The sequence below is a fragment of the Limisphaera sp. VF-2 genome (assembly GCF_049537125.1).
Taxonomy (GTDB): domain Bacteria; phylum Verrucomicrobiota; class Verrucomicrobiia; order Limisphaerales; family Limisphaeraceae; genus Limisphaera.
On record NZ_JBMVQY010000004.1, the window covers coordinates 445,137 to 466,231 of the forward strand.

Below are 21,095 nucleotides of genomic sequence, written 5' to 3' on the forward strand. Positions count from 1 at the left end.
GGTCGGCTGTGGTGTGCGCGGGGTGTCGATTGTCGGGACGCGCCGCTGGGATGGGGCTTTGCAGCGACTGTGCGCCACCCCGGCGAGGGGCCGATCCGGAGGGGTGCGAACAACGTAGGCGGTTCAGAGGCGGAGCGGCGAGTGCACGCTGCACTCTGGAAGCCCGGGAATCCAAGGTTCGCGAGACCGCACCCAGGCGATCTGGGTCGGTTAATCCGGGTCCCTTGAACTCTTCGGGTCCCCGACGGTTGCCTCCAGCAAACGGCGCAACAGCGTGTAACCTTCGACCAGCCGATATCCGGGTTGCAGAAAGATCTCGGGTGGGACGGCATGCACGGCCCGGTGCTGCACGGCGGCGACCGTTTCCCAACCGGGCCGCGTCAGAATGCGATCCACCGAGGTGGGCTTGCCGCACCAACTGGCCAGAATGAGCTCGGGATCGGCGGCCTGGATTTGCCGCAGCTCCACGGTCCGGTCGGATGCGCGGCCGCGGCTCCGGAATCCGGCGAACACATCCTCACCTCCGGCTCGCTCGATCATTTCGCTGATCCATGCAATGCCGGAGATGGGAGGTTCGTCCCACTCTTCGAAGTACACACGGACGCGACGTGGCAGGGGCGGGTACGGTTGCATGCGTCGGCGGAACTCCTCCAGGCACGCCATGCCCCGCTCCCCGCCGTCGACCAGGCGTGTCAGGGTGGCGAGGGTTTGCTCCACGTCCGTCAGGGTACGGGGGTTGGTCACATGGACGGTGCAACCGCACCGGATGAGGCGCGCGGCGAGATCCGCCTGCACGTCCGAGAACAGAACGACCAGGTCCGGTCGCAGCGCCAGCACCGCCTCCACATTTGCCGAGCTGAACCCTCCGACGCGCGGCTTCGGGGGGAGCCCATCCGGGCACTGGAAAAACGCGCTTACACCAACGACACGGTCCCATGCCCCGATGCGGGCAAGCCAGTCTGCAGCCTCGGCACTGAGGCACACAATCCGTTCCGGTCGGTGTCGGTTCATCTCGGCGAAGTCATTTGTCCGGAATTCTCATCCACTCTGCCTTCCTGATGATTGCGGGGCGCTTCAAGTGCGGAAGAACGTTTACGCCTCATTCCAGGTCGTACAGGGAATTGTCAGGGGACAAAAAGCCCGTGCCCGGTGCCACCATGAGGGCTCCGTCCTGGTTCTCGATAAAACGCCGCTGCAGGCTTTCCACATGTCCGTCCACAAATGCGGTGTTGCTTCGGTTCGCGTGTCGGTAGCCCTGGGTGCCCGCCCAGCGCCCGCGGAATTCCGCATCGCCGGGGTTGGGCCAGGGAGCGCGCATGAATTTGTTGGCTCCTCCGGCGTATTGTCCGTCGCCGAACATCGCCGTGGCCGCCGGCTGCTTCACGGCGGCCAATCGGGCCGGTTCGGGCACGGATTCGAATTGGCCATGACCGAGATAGCTGGTGTTGTAGTTGTAACCTGTGTAAGGGTCCACGGCCCAATTGGCGGGGCCGCGATACTCAGGGCACTGTTGGATCTGCGGGTTGCCCTGGCCATCCCACAGGGTGCCCGGGACCACGCGCGGTGGATCACTCATGACCGTGGTCAAGTCCCATGCCACCGCACAGGGGAGACCCTCGCGGACTTCATAGGAGTAGGCAGGCGGGAAAAAGCCGGCGTAGGTATCGGTGTACATTTGCGCGGCCACGGCCAATTGCCGCAGCTGGCTCAGACATTGCGTGCGCTTGCCCAGCTGCCGGCTGCGAGCCAGGGCGGGCAACAGAATCCCCGCCAGGATCCCCAAAATGACCATCACGACCAGGAGCTCGACGAGGGAGAACCCCGCTGACGCAGGCGGGGGCCGTTGCGGCCGAGTGGACCACCCAGGCCCACCGGGGTCGGCTGCGACCGGCTTTCTGCTGACGCTCCGTCGCAGGTCGCGGGGCGGGTAGAGAGGTCTCAAATCCGGTTCGCGGGAAGAGATCGCACCGTGAGACCCACCCACGGGGACGCGGCCTGGGATCTTATCGAGTTCAGGACCTGGCGAGCATTTCGGCACCGGGCGCAGCGTGGTCGGACCCTTCGAGCCCGTTCGGAACACGGCCCGGTCTCGGCCCTCTTCGTGCTGGCAGACATCGGAATCGCTGCGTGGGCGACTGATCCCGCAACGGAACTTCGGCACACCCGTGCTGGCCGTTCCCATCGGCTGCGACGGCTTTGGCGCGATTGAGTGTCCCTGGTACCCGCGACCTACCACGACTGGGAAAGTAGCGCAATCGACGAGCTTCAACACCTCGAATTGGCCGGGCCGACACGATCCTCAAGATCCTGCCCGGGCCCTCGTGCGGCGTTTGCCTGCCGGCAGCGTGTGAAGCGCGCGTGGTCTCCCTGCAGGCCAGCCAAGAAAACGCATCGCTGTGGACGAAATCCTCCGCTGGTCATCCGTGCCTCTCGCAAGTCCACGATGGCTCCAGCCCTCGGATTTCGCAAAGCCTGGCAGGTCGCCCAGCCGTGCGGACACGCGCTGGAAGGTCCGCGGAAGATTTTCCGCCGGTCCCGGGGCGGCCACGGATTTGAGGTCGGTTGGCCCCTGCAAGGTGGCGGACCGGGAATCTGGAATCGGGCTCGGACCCTCTGTGATGAACGGCAAGGCAGCGGGATGGACAGTGGGCAAGTCCGAGGACCTCTGTCTGCGGCCGCTCTCAGGAGATCCGCCGACTTCCGTCGGCGGCTACGGATTGAGGGTTGGCAGCCGCTACCGCGAGGTGGCGGAGCCGGAATCGGAATACGGTCCGTGTCCCGGAACGTGACCACGCGGCCACCCGGTCGATGGTGGGCTGGCCGACCAAGTTCCGGCAGGCGCTGCTGTATGGAAATTCGGCGGTTTTCGTCGGCGGCTACTTGATATTGAGCTCGCGATCCCCGTGTAGCCAGGGTCGGGGCGGCATCGTGGGCTCGCGACTTTCGCCCGCAAGGGAAGCTGCCAGGGTTGGACCGGCCTCTTTCAGAGATCTGCTGGGGAGTGAAGTGCCTGGGGGCACCATTCCCGGAGACTACACAGCTTGCACTCACAACTTGCTGCCCAGGGCCCCTTGTCCCAGGGGCGCCTGGGACAAGGCTTTGATCTGCCCGGCGCCTTTTCGAAGGGACAACGTCGTCAGTGCCCTCGTCAGAGATCCCCGACAAAGCCGCCTGCGTCAGAACCTGCAGCCGGAGAGATGGACGCAATCTCGCTGTTTAGGTGGCGCGGGTGCGTGCCCACATGGCCGGGTGAGGATTCGAAGAGGCGGCGGGATGTTACCGGTCGGGAGCGGGGTCAGGCCCGGCAATCAGCAGCTGCACGGGTCCGAAGAGGCCGGAGCGCATCAGCGGGGTTTCGGGGGTGAACTTTCGGATGTTTGTTCGGGTTCGCCGTTGTTCGGGCGGCAGGCCGGTGTCCCCGATCAATCGATTGGGCCAGAAATTGACCACCTCGATCTCCAGGTGATTCTCCCCTGCGCGAAGCGCCGGATCCACCTGCACGCGAAAAGGCGGTGTCCAGACAATGCCGCAGGCCCGGCCGTTGAGGCGGACTTCGGCCAGTTCCCTCAGATCGCCCAGGTCCAGCCAGATCTCGGTGGCGGGCGGCCGTCGATCCGGTGTCCAGACGAAACGGGTCTCGTAGCGTGCCGTGCCCGAGTAATATCGGATGTCTGGATGGGGATGCTCGGTCCAGCAAATCAGATTGGTTAGAACGAGGTTCGAGACCGAGGACCACGCAGGGTCGAAATGAACCGTCCACGGTCCCTCGATGGCGAGAACGGGATGAAACTCCGGCTCGTTCGGCCGGCCTGTCGGGGGATGCAGCTTTGCCGGATGTCGGAACACGATGAACCAGGAGCCGCAGGGGGCAAACGACAGGGGCAGGGTCGTGCGGCCGTCGCCGATGTGATAGTCCGTGGCACGGCGGCGCTCCCCCGTGACCGGATCCCAAAGCTCGGGAACCTTCCCCGCCACACGGAAGGTGGCCAGAACGCGAGTCGCATTGGTGCCCCGGTGCGCGACAAAGTAGATGTCGGCCTGCTCGGTCTGGCGATGGATGTAGTCCAGATCGGCGACGTTGTTGGTGTCGAGGGGCTTCCACTCGAAGTCCGGGGGTACCCCGAGGGCGGCGAGCACCGCCCGGGCTCCCCGGTCTGCGATGACGCGGCGCGGGACCGTCCCCCGGGGGGTGATCTCGGGCGGCGGCGCGTCTGCAGGGCCCCAGAGTTCTTCCACCAGACGGCCGAATTCCTCGTCGCAAGCGGGGTAATCCGTGAGTGTACCGGGGCTGACAGGACGGCGTCCAACGACGATGCCGCCGGCCCGGACGAAGTCGCGCAACCGCCGCAGGACCGGAGGGGAGATCACGCCGAGATCCCGCAGGACGAGGACACGATAACTCATCCCATCCGGCAGCACGAATCGGCCGTCACGGACCTCCATGCGCTGCAACAGGACTTCCGCGGTCACGACGTCGTAGTCGTATCCCGGCAGGATACCGGCGGGATCGCTGCTCTTGAGTTGGGCAAAGTTGGGCACGTGATCCCCGTAATAAAAGGCAACGTCGGCCACGAACCACCCCTGCTGGAGCAGGAACTGGCAGCGGTTGATATAGTCGAAAAACGGTCGGGATTTGGACCACCAGGTTACCAGGGGGTTGAGGTGGGTGCCGGCGAAGTATTGCTGGCCCGGGATGCCCTCGCTCTCCGGTGAACAAACGAAGGCATGCCAGACCAGGAGGTTGAGTCCCTCCGTACAAGCCTTGTCGAAGGTCGGTTTGAGGTTGTCCCACAGGGTTTCCTGCCAGTGCGGACCGATGGTGGTGAACCCTTCGGCCATGACGAGTTTGCGACCGTAGGTGTGGGCGGCGGAGGCGGGCTGCTTGACGAAGAAGCGGTTGGCGTCGCCCACGCGATGGCGCCACGACCAGGCCCAGAACTCGCTCATGGGAGCGTCGTTGAAACCCAGGCATTGTTGGGCGTCGATGGGCACCGCATGGGGGCCGCCGCTTTCGGGGTGAATCAGGAGTCCGTGGCGATGAGCGCGGTCACGGAACAGACGGTAGTGGTGGTCGATGGCCAGGTCCCCGAAGGTCCGTCGGAAGTCATGCAGGAAGCGGTTGCTTTCTTCGCGGCTGTTGACGATCCGGCCCGCGAGGACGGGCAGCCACGGTTTTGGATCGTAGCCGCGGCGGCGTTGAAACTCCTGCGGCAGCGTCGGGGTCCAATTGGCGACCTCCACTTCCCAGCTGTCGGTATGAAGATACTTGAGGGTCCGGCCCTTGTGGGGCCCGGCATGCTCGAGGAGCTTCTCCACCACCAGGTCCCAGTAACGCTGGAAGGCACCCGCGTCGAAGGGGTCGAGAGCGTAACCCTCCCAACCTTCACTGCAGGTGGAGACATAACAGTGGTCGTTCAGGGTACAGCCGAGGCGAAGGACTTCCCATGGACCGGGCGGCACCTCCCAGTGGAGAGGCCCCTGGGAGTCGAGGGCTGAAGTAAGGTCGCGGACATCGGCTGTGCGCAGATCTGCTTCGTCCGGGCGGGCGGGCCATTCTTCGAAGAGGGGACGTGATTCGGGAGCGGAGAAAGGCTCCAGAGTACGGTGCATGGCTTTCTGGGCCCAGTTTCGCAAGGGGCGCGAGATGCGGTTCAAGGCGGGCCACTCGCCCTGCCCGCCGGCCAATTTGATCTCGGCCACTTGTACGTTGCGCGCCGCTCCGGGGAAGCGGGGGTCCCGCGATCGATAGAAGGTGACGCGATACACCCTGCCGGTGACGGAGGGGAAACGCAGGGTGGTTTCACGGGTGCCGGAGACGGGGGCGCGATGCACGGGGCGAAATTGGGTGCCATCGTCCGAAACCGACAGCTCGAGTTCGGCAGGTCCGTAACGCGGACGAGGCCGGAGGGCCAGTTGTTGCACGTCCACGGGGCGGTCGAATTCCAACTCGATCCATTCCGGGCGGTCGGGCCGCGGGCCGTCGCCCGGGCTCTCCCCGCCCGAGACCCAGAAGGTTTCGGGGTCGTCGTCCACGGCGAGGCTCGGGGGATGGTCGACTTGGGCCGAGCTGCTGCGGACGGTGTGCAGGATGGGCAAGTGGGGCGGGGGCGGTCGGACCGGATAAGCCAGGACGTAGAGATCCCGGTAGTAACCATCACGGGCCTCGGGTCGAGGCAGGGCAAAGATGCCATTCGTAGGTCCGGTGAGCCGCGTGAAGCTCCAAACGACTTTCTTGGGGGCATCGTCAGGTGGCACCATGGGACCTCCGAGGTTCCAACCGCTCTGGATGTTGAGGCTGATTTCGAGTCCGAGCCGGGCGGCTTCGTCCAGCGTATGTCGGTATAATTCCAGCCACGCGGGGGAAAGAAAGGTAGGTCCATGCGGCACGCGGGCGTTGCCGTCCTGATTGGAACCGTCGGCGTCGCAAAGGATTGCACCGCCGAACCCCTTGGCTTTCATTTCCTCCAGGTCGCGGGTGATGGCTTCTTTGGTGACATTGCCGTTCAGCCACCACCAGTAGGCACGGAGGCGCGCTTCCGGAGGTGGCGCGTCGAATCCGGCCTCGAGGGGATCGGGTAGATCGTGCCCGGCGGCTAAGGGCCGCAACAGGCTACAGAAAAGCAGCGCCAGTCCGAGCCGAACCGCGATGCGACCCAATCTCAACCCGGGCCCTCGGTGCGGAGGGCGCTGTTCTCTGGCGTGTGCAGACAGCGTCGGTCGAAGGACACAGCGTCCCCGGGAGTCCCGACGCGGGCAGCGGCCCGCCTCAGCGTTCCTCGGTAAGTTCATACTGCAGGCGGAAGTATCTCGGGCTTGTTTCCACGGGAAAAGTCGCTTCCCAAAGGTCCAGGCCATTTGTGCGTTGCAGCAGGCGGATCGAAGTCGGCTCCACCGGGGACCAGGCGTGCAGATCAGGGGACGACTCAAAGCGCCGGGAGACTCCTGCGAGAGCGGAAGACTCCCGGAGCAACCAGTGGACATGAGTGGATGAGAGATCCCCGGCGACCGGGCTCGCCGGAGGCGGTTCCGGGACCCGGGGATCCGTGCCCAGGATGAACTCCAAGAGGTTGACGGCTCCATCCCGGTCCGGATCTGCGGTGGGGCCGAGCGCGTCGGCTGCCGGTTCCGGCGCCGCTGAGAAGTTGCGCAGGGCCCAGTCGGCGTAGGTTCCCGGACGGGCGCGTTCCCGGAAGATGAGCTCACTGATCTGGACGTTCCGCGGAGCGTTGGTGCTGCCGCGGTCGTAAGCACCGAGAATCAGCCAGAGTGCATTGGTGGCGGTCAGCGGGGAGGGGAGGCGAAGATACAGCTCGCTGGTGGGTGGCACCGGACCCTCGTAAGCGATTTCTCCCGTGAGGGGCGGACTGCCCGGAGAAGGCAGTTGAGACACGTTCAACAGCAATTGGACCTGGCTGGGACCATATCCGCCATTGTCGGGTCGGGGCACGAGCGTGATGTCCGACAATGCAACGGGTCGGGACCAGGCCACCCAGATCCACTCGATCCGGTTGGTGAGACCGTAGAGCGAAACCCAAAAACTGCCGGGATCACCGTCCAACACCCGTTCGACCCCATAGACTCCCTGCGTAGAAGAGGCCCGGATCCAGTCAGGTCGGACCGAATACGGCGGGTAGCGCGGGGCTTGTGGCACGGCAAGTTCAAGATGGTGCCGGGAGCCATCCGGCGCCGGCCATGCGAGACGGGCCGTACCATTGCTCAGCGACCATTCGACCTGCGCGGCCAGAACTTGCAACTCGGCGGTTGTGCGAGCGGGGAACCAGATGGCATAGCGCGCGCCGAGGGGATCAGCGGGAAAAAACCGCAACTGATCCTCGGCGGCCCCGAGGATGTTGTAATTCGAGGCGGCCTGGTACTCGAACCAACCTTCCGGGCCCGCGATCAGCCCGTACCAATCCGACACACTGATCCAGGCATTCGTCGCCCGGACCAGGAGGCCGGACCGGTTCGTCACCAAGCCGGTGCCGGAAGCCCAGTTCAACAATCGCACGCCTCCGGTCAGCGGGTCGTTTTCGATGCCACAGATGAAACTGGGGGCCGGAGGGGCGCCAGCGCCACTGGTCGGGTGCGGTACCTCGAGGACGGCGAAGCTTTCACCATCGCAACGCACCCGTACGTGGGTCCAGCCCATGCTTCCGTTGGTCAGGGCAAGTTCGGCGTCGAATCCGTGTTCCGGTTGGCTCAGTGACAGCAGTCGCGCCGCGGTGGGCGGCCCCAGTGCACCCAGGCCGATCAGGCCGGGCAGCCGCGGGGTGGCCACGAAGGCGTTGGTGGGAACGTCCCGGGCGGCGGGCTCCACCACCGCCATGATGCGTCCCGACTTGTAGCTGATGGAGAAAGAACCGCGCGCCGCGCGCAGATGGATGACCTGGACGTCCGGGTTGTGAAGGAACGCTTCCCCGGGAGGCACTGCCGCCCCGCTGGGATCCTCGTCGAATTGTGCGTGGAGCCACGCGATGGCGGTCCGCCGGGCCTCGACCGCTTCGCGATAGAACCCCCCACCGCTGGGCCCCACGAATTGACCGTCCCCGTTGATGATCTGGCGGTACCGGACCAGTCGCGCCACGCGTTCGTGGGCCCACCGGGCCAGCGGATCGCGAAAGTGGGCGGCCAGCCAGGCCAGATAGCTGTTGTGCTCGAAATCATGCAGCTCCCAGTCCAAACCGGCCGGATATGCAAAATCTCCCGAGTGGAGCAGCAGGGGCGCCAGGATATTGGTCCAGACGGCCCTGACATTATGTTCGGCGAAGGGTTGAAGCTCGCGGGCGATCGCGGGAGCCGCCAGTCGGGCCATCAAGAGGGAATCGCCCAGGGACATGCCGCCGACCATTTGATAGGTGGGGTGGAAGAAACCGTGGTTTTCCAGGGCGTAACTCGGGTAGAGCGTAACGGTGGTAATCCAGGGGCTTAGCGGATTGTTGTTGGTATCGGCGATGGTGTACGTGTTGACCAGATAACGACGGGCTGCTTCCAGCCAAACGGGGGCATTGCTGTGTTCGCTCAGCCAGGCCGCCCCGAGGGCAAGGATGTTACTGTTCCACCCGTTCTCCTCCGATTTGGTGTCGCTGATGTAACCGGTGGCGGGGGGAATTCCGGCACGGTGGTCGGCCTCATCGGCCACGACCCGCTGCACGGCCGCCACGGTATCGCCGGGCAGGCGAGCCTGGACCAACAGGCAGGCCAGGCCCATCGACGCGGCCCACTCTGCGGTCTGCCAACCACGACCCCAGCGACGTCCGTCGCGGGCGACATAACTTCCGGTCAGATGGGTGTTCGCGGCGTAATTGAGGGCGCGGCGGAGTTTGTCCAGGCGGTTGCTGTTTTGCGGGGCCGAGGGTTGGGCATAGACCAGGGTGGCGTAGGCCACGGCGATGCCACATGAACCGCGAATCCCGCCGTTGCCGGTGCTGTTCCCATCGCCCCAGTAGCCCGAGTCCGGTGGGCGGCCCGTGTGCGTTGCATTCCGCCAAAGGGTCTCGGCGTGGCGTTCGAAATCTTCAAGAGCCTCCAGGTACAGCGGATGCGCATTCAGCAGGGTCAGGAGGGGTAGATACACCAACGCGGTGGTCAGGAACCTGCGGGTGGGAGAAACCGTGGACAAACAACCCGGCATGTGGCTGCGGAGCGGTATGGGGAATGGAAGCGGCCAGGGACTTGCCGGCGGGGTTGAGACCCCGGGGCGAGGTGTCTGCGCGAGGTGGGATCGGCTGACCTGAACGGAGGCGGACAGGGAGCCCGGCCGTGGTGCGCGGGGAACGGAGCCCGAGCCAGAAATGCCGGAGTGAACTACACGGGATTCCCACACAGAGCCGCGGCGGACAAGCGGCTCTCGAGAATTGCCGCAGTGCCCGGGTCTCTTGTCGCCCTGAATCAACAAAGCACCGGCCGCCAAGGGCCCGCCGCAGGAGGCTCCGCCGCCGACTTCATGAGTGCGGGGAGCCAAAGAACCGTTGGAATCTGGCGGGGCGCCTTGACGGCCGTCTTCACGCCTCCAGAGGGCGACGATCCGGGGGATCACGCCTCGCGCCGACGGATCAGCCAGAGTCCCAGCAAGCCGGTGAGCAAGAGAGCGCCCGTGGCCGGTTCGGGGACGACGGTCAGGCTGAACGATTGGATCTGGCCGCCGGGGTTGTCCGTGGCGTTGCGCTCCCGACTGAAGCCGATGCCGCCGATGGCGGTTTTCGCGGCATCAGGCACGTTGACGACCTGGCGCGACACGCCGTTGAGGAAAAACTCCGCGGTCCACGTGGGCGCGGTGGTGTCGAGGACGATTTTGATCTCCACCGGCTGGGTGGAGTCGACCAAATCGCCGTTGAAGTTGCTCAGTCCCCCCGTGGTGTTGGGACCGACGAAGGCTTGTTGGTCGGGCTGAGTGGGATTGTTGCGCGTCAACCCCCACAGATAGGCGCCGTTATTGGAGTGGCGCACTTGGAAGCTCGTATCCGACCAGCTCAGGCCTGCCGGGGGTGTGGCCGGCATGAAGCCGAAGGCGATCCAGTTGGGCTGGGGATTCAAGATGGTGGCCGTGGCAGTGTAGATGAGGCCGTCGGCGGGACTGAACGGGAGCCATGCGGCCTGACCGTTGGCCGAGCCTGCCACCAGGGTTAGAACCACGCCGTTGTCGAGGAACAGGTTGCCCGCCTGCCACGGCGTACCGCTGACGGTCTCCGGCGTTCCATGCAAGGGCCCTCCGGAGCCGCTGAAGGAATGGTTGTAGATGACCGTCTGGGCGCAGGCGGTTGCCAGGCCCGCACCCAACACGGTGGTGAGGAGGATTCGTTTCATGTGTATCTTCGCTGTTCCGGGTTGCCTTCGTGGGTTGCTCTGCTGTGCCGGCTGCGTCAAGGCACCCGCAGCCGGAAATAGCGTTGCGACGGCTCGGGCTGCACGGGCAGGACAATTTCGAACGAACCGTCGCGGCCAAACTGTCCGGTGGTCACCGGGGTCCATTGGAACAACGGCAGGGCGAGGTTGGTCGTGGCAAGCAACGTATAAGGGGCCTCGGGAGGACCCTGCTGGCCGCGCAGGACCAGTTGCGCCCCGCCGAATTCCACACGCGAGATCGTGGGCACGCGGAGCTCTGTGGCCACGACGCGCAGCGAGCCGTTGACGCCAAGGTTTTCCAAATCCCAGGCCAGGCCGGGGCCGGGCGCGGGCGGTTCGATGGTTTGGAAGGCGCCGGTCAGGGTTCGGGCTTCGAACAACGGAAGAACGTCGCCCGGGGCCAGGGGATCCCCGGAGAGCACCAGCCGCAACGTTCCACCCAGCTGGAGATGCTGCAGACCGGCCAGGCGGTCGTGGGCAAGGGCGGCTCCCGCCTTGCGGATGCGCAGTTCGATGGTGCCGAGGTTCGTCAGGGAGCCAACGACGAAGAAGCGACCCTCACCGCGCAGGGTTTGGCGCGGAGAGAGGACGAAGGCGCCGTCGGTGCGCGTGCTCACATCGAGGACAGCGTTGGAACCGATCCACAGGGACGCAGTGTTGGGCAGGTCGGCTGCGCCCGTGAGGATCAGGCGGCCGGCCTCGATGCGGGTCGGACCGCTGTAGGGATTGGTTGCGCTGAGAGTGAGTGCGGCGTTGGCGCTGCCGCGAAAGGTCAGTCCGACGGTGCGGGTGCCACCGGCAGTGCTGTCGGCGATCTGGCCGTCGAAGATCCAGGACCGGTCCGTGGTGATCGTCAGGACGGAATCGCGGTTGGTGCTGCTACTGGCGATCAGACGGACGCCGGAGGTCTCGTTGCTGAGACCGGACACGGTTTGGTTGAACCCGGCGAGGTCGAAGACCCCGTTTCCGAGACGCAGGTAGGCGTTGGGATTCAAGGCGTTGTCGTTTCCGAGGGCAAGGCGGCCGCCCACGATCAGCGTGTAGAGGTAGGTGCTGGCACTGCCGTCCCCGGCCACGGTCCACACGCCGCCATCGGTTTTGGCCAGGGCACCCTGGGGCAACGTCACCACGCTCCGCAGGAGTCCCTGTCCGTTGCCGCGCATGGCGAACTGGTAGGTAAAGTCCGGGCCGCTGACCGGGCCGTCCACTTCCAGCCAGGCGCCGGCCTCCGCGGCGAGGAAGATGGCACTGTTGCCGCTCAGGCGGAGATGGGCGTGGACGATGTTCGAGCCGGCCTCGGCAAAGATGCTGGAGCGCCAATCGTAGGTGCTGATGCCGTCGCTCCAGTTGGTCGAGGCAAGATGAATGGTGACGTTGGATCCCACCACGGCGCCTCCGGTGAGGGCGAATTGCGTGCCCAACAGGGGCCCGAAGGGACGGGCGACAATGTTGGTCACCGAGCCCAGGGCGGCGGGGCCGAACACGATGGCTCCGCGATCGATCACCACGTGGGCCTCGGGTGTCAGACCGTTCGTGCCCAGCAGACGAATCGTTCCGGTGTTGCTGTTGATCAGGTGGCCGGGTCCCCAGATGGAGTCAGGGAGGTTGAGGGTCCCGGTGCGGTTGAACACGAGGGTCGCTTGATTCGTAACGGGACCACGGCCGAGGCTGCCGCGGCTGCTGCCGGCGCCGATTTGCAGGGTGCCCTCTGCCACGAGGGTGGGCCCGCTCCAGCTGCCGTCCACGTCCAACGTCAGCGTTCCGGGGCCGGCCTTCACCAGGGTGAGTTTGTTCACCAACGCCGCGGAGCCCAGCATGGTGAACTGATACTCGGAGGAGGTTTGCACGGTGATGCGGCTGGGGTTGAGCACTCCCTCGAGGTACACGACGGGGGCGTGGACACCCGTGTCATCGAACGTCACGCGGTCGCCTCCGGTGAAGGTCGTGTCGGCCTGGCGATCGCCGTTGCTGTCCCAGTTGGGGTCCGTGGAATTCCACGTCCAGCTTACCGCCGGTGCCCAGACGAGGTCTGCCGGTGTCCGGACCTGGACGCGCACGGGATCGCTGTAGGCGACGCCGGCCACGTTGGTGACCCGGAGCCGGTAGAGACCGTCGTCTGCGAGCGTGGCGCTGTCGACGTGGAGCACCTCCTGCGTGGCGCCGGGGATGGGCTGTCCGTTGCGTTCCCACTGATAAGCCAGGGGCAACTGACCGCTGGCTGCCGCGGCCAGCGTGAAGGATTGACCGACGGCCAGGGTTTGGGGCTGCGGCTGGCTGACGACAATCGGCGGCGCGGGTGCGAACATCATGCCATTGGCCGGTCGGGCGATGCTGCTGATGCGGACCTCGTCGATCAGCCCCACAAAATTGTTCTGGGAAGGGTTGCGTCCGATGTTGCCCACCACGAAATCGGTGGCGGCCACGGGCAGGTCGTTTTGCATGGCCCAGGTACCGATGAGGTTGGCCTCGGTGCGATTTGGGTCCATGCGAGTCCAGTAGAACTTGAGGTTGTCCGGGGTGTTCTCGTTGCCGTCATACGTGACGGCCACGTGGTACCACTGGCCCTGTTGGATGGCGTCGGGCCCTTCCGTGGGGATGGGTACGGTGATGTTTTCGATAGGGGGAGCGGCCTGGTGGACATTGATGAACTCGAGGTACACGTAAGGGTTGTTGTTGATCACGCCAATGGGGACGATCCGGAACTGAAAGACACGGCCGGCGTTGGCTTCGTCTTCGGCCGTGACGATTTGCATGGGCGCGGCGCGCCCGTTGCCGCCGCTGGCGACCGGTCCGTAATTGAGGGAGGGATCGAAGTCGATGCGCACCAGCGCTTCGAGGGTGAACGCCCCGCTTGCCGGATCGGCGTAGGTGAGCGAGACATTGTCGGCGGTGCCATTGACCAGCGTGCGCGGGGCGGCGTAGGCGTCCCGGTCGGTCCCCGCCGTGGCGTTCGGTCCGCCATCGAAGGTGTTGAGGGAACCCCCGAAGCCGGGGTACGAAAGGTTGGTGAGCACGGCGCCGCCCCCGAGAACGGTGAGCTCCAGGCCGCCCGCCACGGCGTTGGTGATGGGTGGAGCCGGCTCGTCGAAGTGCCAGAGATGCAACGTATGCGCATCCGGGGAGTAGGGACCGACAATGACGGCCGGAACCATCGAGGTCCCCGCGATCAACGCGGCCAGGGAGGCTGGCCACCCAAAATTGTAGCGCTTCATGCCCATGGGTTCACTGCCTGGGAGCGCCACCTGCCTGCGTCCCTCGCCGCGCCCTCTGGGGCCGGCCAACGCAGTCGTCGCTCCTCTCGACGTCCCATTCGCTCTTTCGCGGTGCCACTCTAATGTCCGCCAGCGGGACTGCCCATCCCCCAATCGGGTGAGGCTATTCGGGCGGCGCGGGCTGCGAGGCACCGGCTGGGTGAGGTTCTGGACGAGTCCCCGGCGTTGGCGCTCACGGTGCCCCAAAGACCGAGCAAGGTTCCGGAATCCGTCGATGTCCGCGAGCCGGCAAGTTCGCGTCAAGTGCCCGGCACGGCTCAGAGGCAAAGTTCCGGGATTTCAAGCGGGACGGGAACGGCGGCTCCGGGGTCCCATTCGCGGTGTCGGGGCGAGCGGATCAGTTTCGAGGTTCGACCAGAAACTCCAGCAGATCGGCCATTTGAGACGCGGTCAGACCGGATTCCAACCCTTCGGGCATGGCGGAGCGGCCCAAGGGACTCAGCGAGCGCACGGTTGCACGCGGCAGGGCCAGGGTTTCGCCGTCGGAGGTCAAGACCCAAAGGCCGGCAGGGTTTTCGTCGAGGACAGTGCCGAGAAGGAATCCCTGCTCGCGCGTTTCGATCCACCGCAGTTCTGCCCGCGGAGAAATGGATCGGTTGGGGTCGAGGATTCGGACCAACAGGGCCTGGCGCCCCCGGGGTAGGGATGCCTCCAGATCCGGTCCGAATGCGCTGCCCATTCCTTGGAATCGATGGCAGCGGGCGCATCGTTGTTGAAACAAGGCGCGACCGCGTTCCGCAACGCCCGCGGGGGGTAGATTCGTAAGCCACCCGCTCACCTGTTCGGTGCGGTTGGTGGAGCCGGGTGGGCCGAGCAGTTTCTGGGCGGCTTCTGCCACCTGGGCGGCCGGGTAACGTCGCAGCCCTTCCACTTCCCACGGCCCGAGGATGTGGTGTGGGAGGCGACCCTGATCGATGGCCCCGAGCAGGGCCAGGGCGGTCTCCGGGCGGGCCATGAGCACGCGGAGCGCGGTGGCCCGCGCGGCCGGGGCGAGGTTGGGCCAGCGTTCCACAAGGGTGGCGACGGCGTCTGTGCCGGCGTAGGATCCGAGGGTGAGCAAGGCGGCCTGTTGCAGTTCCGGAGGCTCGGAGGCCATCAGGCGCGGGAGCAGAACGTCCCGGGTTGTCAGGTACGGGAGTGCTGAGAGCAGGCGCGCGGCCTCGACCCGCGTGGGCAGGGGCAGGGAACGGTCTTCCACGGCCAGCAGGGTTTTTTGCCAGGCGGTTTCGAAAGGCTCCCACTCTGCGAAGCGCGCCACGGTGTCGCCACGCATGCGCAGACCCTCTTGGAGACCGGTCATCAGGCTCAAGCCCAGTTCTGCATCCGGAAGCCGTTGCACGGCTGTCAGGATGTTTTGAATCCCCGGGCCGTGTTCGAGCAGGCCGGTCAGACGAGCAAGCTCTCGAAGGAACAGTCGTCCTCCCGGGCTTCGGGTCAACGTCGGGTCGAGCATCGCCAGAGCCAGGCTGTCCCCGGGATCGCGGGAAAGGCCCACGAGAACGGCCGCGCGTGTGTACGGGCTGTCCGGTTGGCGGCGCAGCACTTCGAGCAATGCGATTTCGCGCTGGGGCGCCTGGTAACGATTCAGCGTCAAGGCCAGTTCGTAGCGGACCAGGGGCGAGGGATCCGCACTGAGCCGGCGCAAAACGACCCAAAGCCCATCCGGGATTCGCGCTCCGGTTTCCGCCAGCGTGCCCATCCACCGCACGGCCTGCAAGCGGACGGCTGCGTTGGTGTCCTGCAGGGCGCGGGAGAGAATCGCCGGATGCAGCGCGTTCAGGCCTCCCAGGGCATCCAGGGCGTGTTGACGGGCCAGGGGGCTTCGTGCCGTCGCCACCATGTTGCTCAGTAACGGGACCGCAGCGGGATCCTGTCGCTGGCAGATCAGGCGCAACGCGGTCTCTCGGTGCCACGGATTGGGATGAGCCAGAGTTCGGAGCACTTCGAGCAGCGGCGCGTGCTCCAGGCGGGGGGGCGAGGGTTGCTGGAATTTGACCGGCACGATGCGATAAATCCGGCCGCGGTCCGCACCCCGTCGAAGTCGGGCCGGTTCCTGCTGGTCTGGGGGGAGTGCTTCCGGGAGGTCGACGAATTCCCTGTGCAAGTCCACGACGTACAACGCCCCCTCGGGGCCCACCGTCAATTGCACGGGACGGAACCAGGGATGGGTGCTGGAAAGAAACTCGCCTGCCGGATCGGGCGCACGGAGGACAGTGCGTTCCGGAGCGGCATCCGCCAGTTTGAAACGTCGGACGACTCCGGCCCTGGCGTCTGCTACAAAGACATCGTTGCTATACTGGGGCGGAAACAACGGAGCCCGGTACACGGTGAGCGAAGTGATTTGAGAGAACCAACGCAGGGTCCGGGAGGGTGTGGGCTGCACTCGATTGGTGGCATGATCCCGACCGGAGGATAGAGGCCATGCAGAAAGCGGGCCGGTCAGCTCCAGGGCCGCGGGGGGCGGGACCCACGGGCCGGCCAAATCCACGTGGAACGCGCGCCACATCACCTCGGCCACGGGCAGGTCCGGGCGCGCGATGAGCTTGCGGCCTGCGGCGTCGAACGCCACGGCGACCGAACCGTGGGTGCTTTCGACGGCGGCCATGCCCGTGCGGGGATCGAACACCAGGTCATGATCGTTGAGCCCGGCGCTCAACGGGTCCTCGGCAGGGGGAGGCAGCAATTGAAGTCCCAACCCGCGCGCACCCGCATGCAACCGATGGTCCCAGCCCCATGCCCAACCACGGATGGCCATACCGCCGAAGGCGCGCTGGGGCGACACGTCGGGCCCGGTGTAGAGCACCTCCTGCACATCCGCGCGGCCGTCCCGGTTGGTGTCCTGGCAAAGCAGGATCTGGTTGGCTGCCGCGACCAGTACCCCGTTGCTCCAACAGAACACCGCAGATGGAGCCGCGAGATTTTCCGCGAAGTCATGGCTGACGTCCATGCGGCCATCGCCGTCGGTATCGGTGAGGAGCCGAATCCGGCCCAACCGGGGCGGCGCGGCGTCCATGCCGGGGAAATCACGATGCTCCGCGACGAACAGCCGGCCGTCCCCATCGAAGGCCATCGCCACCGGATCGAAGACCAGCGGTTCGGCGGCCACCAACTCCACGCGGAACCCGGGCGCGACCCGCAATTCCCCGGCGGAGGGCGATGTCTCCGGTGCCGCCGCGGCGGTTGTGGCCCAACCCCACGCACTCAGCAGGAGCACCAGCAGCGTTCGGACTCCTTGCATGCACTTCACCATGGGCCTCCGACCTTTGCGATACAAGCATCCGTTTTATTCGACGATGGACTGAATGGCGCAACCTGAGCCAAGGAAATGTGGTCCCACACAGTCGCTCCTGCGTTGGCACAAAGTGTGGCCACAAAATCCCGGGTCGGTAAGCCAAAGCCCCCTTTTTACATGGCTCAAAGGCTTCGCCAATGGATTCCAAAGCCATCAGCAGAGTTGGTCTCGGTTTTGAGAGCCGGCATTGCATGGACTGGGAGTCGTTACCGTACGATATTCACGCCAGTGACACGCTACGCTCAGGTGCTGAAACAGTCCCAGACTTCGCGCTTAGGCGGAATCGCCCCTGGGTGACGCAAAGCAAATGTTCGAGCGGTCCGGCTTTGCTGAAGCGCGAGAAGGTTCGTAGATGCTCTTAAACGTAAAAGGACACTGAACTACACAATCGGCTAGACCTGGACATTACACATGAGGACGTGCATCACGGTATTAAAAGGGCGGTGAAAAAGTACGGAAGTCCATATCCGGTCCTTCGTGTGGCGATGAATCGATTCGTTGGTAAATGTCACGGCTCCGTTGTCGATAAAACACCGTGCAGCGCCGTGTACATTCAATCCCAAGAGCATATATGGACATTGTTGCCTAAGTTGTTAAGCGAAACATTATGGGCGGAGCCCATAGTAAGCGCGCAGAGACTGTATTAGAAATGGCGCATCGAACACGTCATGATCATCAGGTTTATTTTGGAATGCCTTTACTACCAGAGTCACCTCTGGTTTCGAGGAAGTAACTACCTGAGGGGGAATATGCATAGTCTCCACATTTACCTGTGCTTGGCCACCGCTTGTGTTGCTGATGTAGCCCGTCGTTTGCGAGTAGCCGGGTGTGACCGTTGTCGAAACATAAGAATCTTCCTTGGCTTTAACGATGCAAAAATATCGAAAACCGTTCATGGCGACGACTTCCGCTGCGCGAAGCAGTGCATACTCATAGGCACGACGGGAACTCGTATATGCGTTTCCGGCGAAGGACACGCGGAAAGTGTCCGGCGCCAGGGCGACGTCAGTGTAGCCGCCTAACAGATTGGCGCGTTGGTATGGTGTAGCGCACCCGAGGAGACCCAGAAGGCAACCAAGACAAGCAGCGAATGAGGCGACGCTCTTCATAGTCAGGAGGTTGTTGGTAGCGTTGAAGTGAGGGAACTGTTGCTCGAGATTCGAGGTGTTGGAAAGGTTTGGCTAGAGGCGGCAGCGCGATTGGTGCAATGTGAACAAGTGATAGTATAGGCGACGTGCGCGGGTGCCGGGTGGAGCGGGGAAGGGAGCGGGGCGTCGGGGCCGAGATTCAGGATCGCGTAGAGTGCGTGCGGGCGCGGAGGGTGGCCGTAAAGTGTGCCTGACGCGCATCGCAAATTGGGCGAAGGGCAATACTGTTGTCGCCTGCAGCGTAAGCTTGGAGTCGCAGCGGAGGGAGGGTTGGCAGGCACTGGCGTGTGGCCTGGCAGCGCTTGGGGACGTTGGCGTCCGCACCCAGAGGCTAAGAGCCTTGACGGGGCTCTGGTCTCGTCGTGATCAGCCGCGCGCATCGTGCATTCGGTTCAAGTATCGGCAGGAGTATGTAAAGCTTAAGCAAATCTGCGGAACCCAGCGACTGGAAGCTGATGCTGCATGGAATGTGGGTTGCTGAGGCCTCGCTGTTCACTCGGTGCCTGTGTATAGGCGGGCGTCGAATGCCCGTATCCAGGTGTCGGGAGAAGCCGGGCGTGAGACATGGGCTGTTCCAATTGTCAGCGGAAGGCCGCGGTTGACTCATGGATTGATCATGGGAGCAGGTGGCGGCAGTTGCAGGTGACTGCAGGGGCCCACCTGAGGCCGCGCAGAGGTGTGGATCCATGGTTGGCTGGTCTGCGGGCTCGTCTGTACGCGGCGCTGTTCAATGCCAGGGCAGAACGGGCCCCCTAGGTTTCGGTGGCTCGGTTGTCAGCGGCCCGGTGCGCGCGGCGATGGCGTCGCGAGCTTTTTCAGAGCCTACCGGTCAGCGGGCAAAGCCGCGTTGGCGCAGCCAATGGGCGCAGGCGATCGTCCAAGGGTGTCGCTTGTCCGGGTCCCATTCGCGGGTACCGAGCCCGATGCCGTGGCCGCCGTGTTCGAAGATGTGCAGTTCGAACGGCACACCGGCCTCGCGCAGGGCACGGGCAAAGGCCAGGCTGTTTTCGATCGGAACCCCTTTGTCCTGCCAGGTGTGCCACAGGAAACACGGCGGAGTGTTGGAGGTAACATTCCGTTCGTTGGAAAGCGCCACGGCCAGGTCCTCCGGGGCGTCCTTGCCGAGCAACTGATCGCGCGATCCCCGATGCGCGAAAGGGCCGGACAAACTGATCACCGGATAACAGAGGATTCCCAAATCCGGGCGACAGCTCTGCCGTTCCACCGGCTCATCGGCCCCAGGGTTTCCGAGGTCGAAATGCGTGAGCAGGGTCGAGGCCAAATGCCCGCCGGCCGAGGAACCCATGATGCCGACCCGACCCGGGTCCAGCTTCCACTCCCCGGCGCGTGCCCGGACCAGGCGCACGGCGCGGGCAGCATCCTGGAGCATGACGGGGTGGCGATAACCGGCAGAGCCGAGGCGATATTTCAGAACAAAGGCGGCAATTCCCAGCTCGTTCAACCAGCGAGCGTAGTGGTCGCCCTCGTGAGGGGCCAATGTCGCATAGCCGCCTCCCGGGCAGATGACCACGGCGGCGCCGGTGGCGCGCTCGGGCGGCGGCAGGTAGGGCGTCAGGGTCGGAATGTCTTTCTCCTCGCGGCCCAGGGCCCCCGGCGGGTCGGCTGGCCAGAGGGGAATCGGCGCAGGCCCTTGAGCAAGACAGAACGAGACGCACCCGAGCACGAAGAATCCCAAGAACGATTTCATGGCCGTAGAGCATAGGCTCCAGTGGTCTGCTGCTCAACGCTACACCAAGCGGTGGTGGGCGCGAGCGGGGTAAACCTGGCCTGAACGAAGGCCGGGAAAACGAGAACCCGCTCCGGTGGCTGATCGGGGAGCGGTGTTCGCGCGGGATCCCGGAGATGCAGGTCCCCGGACCGCGGGGTCAACCCCCGATGGATTGCTCCGGCTGTCCGCGGGGAGTTACGACCCTCCCGGCTCCGGCACTGGTACGATTCCGTGCACCTCCGCGGAGACCCGCTCCGAACGGGCGTGCGCTGGCCGAGATGGCCATGGGCTCGATCGCTTGCCCGGGGAGCCTTGTGGGAAAGCGCTCTGCGAATCGTTGTCCCCTTTGGCTCTTACGACGCCCTTTCGCAAGGCTGCGGGAACTGAGGGCGGCCCTCCTCAGGGCTCCTGGCAGGGCCGGGCCGCGGCAGGCGGGTCGCGTCCCCCTGCTCCTGCCGGCGCCCTGCAGGACCCGAGCGCCGGGGAGTTTTACCGGGAGCCCTCTTGGAAGGCCGGGGTGATGATCATCGCTCGAGGTGGAAACGGGGCACGGGGTTTTCCTCCGGCGGCGGCATGGGGAGCAGGTCAGCTACGAAGGGCGGGTTCATTCTGCCTGACTTGCTGTCGACAGGGGCTGGTCCATCCCCGGGAGCGCACCGCAGGAAAACAAGTCCGGCAGGTTTTGGGGCGATGGGGCGAGATTGTGAGGTTCGAGCCGTGGAGGAGGTTTCACCCATAATGGCCTTGTGGAGGCCATAAGCAGCTGAGGGCATGGCAGGGATTGGTCTTCTTTACAGGGGCTTGAAGCAGAA

The 21,095-nt window shown here is 64.9% G+C and carries 9 protein-coding genes; all 9 read right to left on the minus strand.

Annotated elements, in window-relative coordinates:
• Nucleotides 1-210 precede the first annotated feature (210 nt).
• Nucleotides 211-1,011, minus strand: coding sequence for a helical backbone metal receptor (locus ACPDIT_RS13485; protein ID WP_423444306.1), 801 nt, complete (start codon nucleotides 1,009-1,011; stop codon nucleotides 211-213).
• An 88-nt stretch (nucleotides 1,012-1,099) separates the two neighbouring features.
• Nucleotides 1,100-2,182 (minus strand): prepilin-type N-terminal cleavage/methylation domain-containing protein, encoded by a 1,083-nt coding sequence (locus ACPDIT_RS13490; RefSeq protein ID WP_423444307.1) that lies wholly within the window; start codon nucleotides 2,180-2,182, stop codon nucleotides 1,100-1,102.
• Between the two features lie 1,094 nt (nucleotides 2,183-3,276).
• On the minus strand, nucleotides 3,277-6,606 hold the full coding sequence (locus ACPDIT_RS13495; protein ID WP_423444309.1) for a glycosyl hydrolase: 3,330 nt from the start codon (nucleotides 6,604-6,606) through the stop codon (nucleotides 3,277-3,279).
• A gap of 160 nt (nucleotides 6,607-6,766) precedes the next feature.
• The gene (locus ACPDIT_RS13500; RefSeq protein ID WP_423444311.1) at nucleotides 6,767-9,631 is read right to left on the minus strand and encodes a hypothetical protein; all 2,865 of its coding nucleotides are present in this window, start codon (nucleotides 9,629-9,631) and stop codon (nucleotides 6,767-6,769) included.
• A gap of 401 nt (nucleotides 9,632-10,032) precedes the next feature.
• A complete protein-coding gene (locus ACPDIT_RS13505; RefSeq protein WP_423444313.1) occupies nucleotides 10,033-10,803 on the minus strand; it encodes a PEP-CTERM sorting domain-containing protein in 771 nt (256 codons plus the stop codon).
• A gap of 56 nt (nucleotides 10,804-10,859) precedes the next feature.
• Complete coding sequence (locus ACPDIT_RS13510) at nucleotides 10,860-14,054, minus strand: autotransporter-associated beta strand repeat-containing protein (protein ID WP_423444315.1); 3,195 nt, start codon at nucleotides 14,052-14,054, stop codon at nucleotides 10,860-10,862.
• A gap of 397 nt (nucleotides 14,055-14,451) precedes the next feature.
• The gene (locus tag ACPDIT_RS13515) at nucleotides 14,452-17,352 is read right to left on the minus strand and encodes a PVC-type heme-binding CxxCH protein (protein ID WP_423444317.1); all 2,901 of its coding nucleotides are present in this window, start codon (nucleotides 17,350-17,352) and stop codon (nucleotides 14,452-14,454) included.
• A gap of 659 nt (nucleotides 17,353-18,011) precedes the next feature.
• Nucleotides 18,012-18,515 carry a CC0125/CC1285 family lipoprotein gene (locus ACPDIT_RS13520; RefSeq protein ID WP_423444318.1) on the minus strand — a complete coding sequence of 168 codons (504 nt, stop codon included), beginning with the start codon at nucleotides 18,513-18,515 and terminating at the stop codon, nucleotides 18,012-18,014.
• 868 nt (nucleotides 18,516-19,383) lie between these two features.
• Nucleotides 19,384-20,262: an alpha/beta hydrolase gene (locus ACPDIT_RS13525; protein ID WP_423444320.1), complete on the minus strand. Its 879-nt coding sequence runs from the start codon at nucleotides 20,260-20,262 to the stop codon at nucleotides 19,384-19,386.
• Nucleotides 20,263-21,095: the final 833 nt, after the last annotated feature.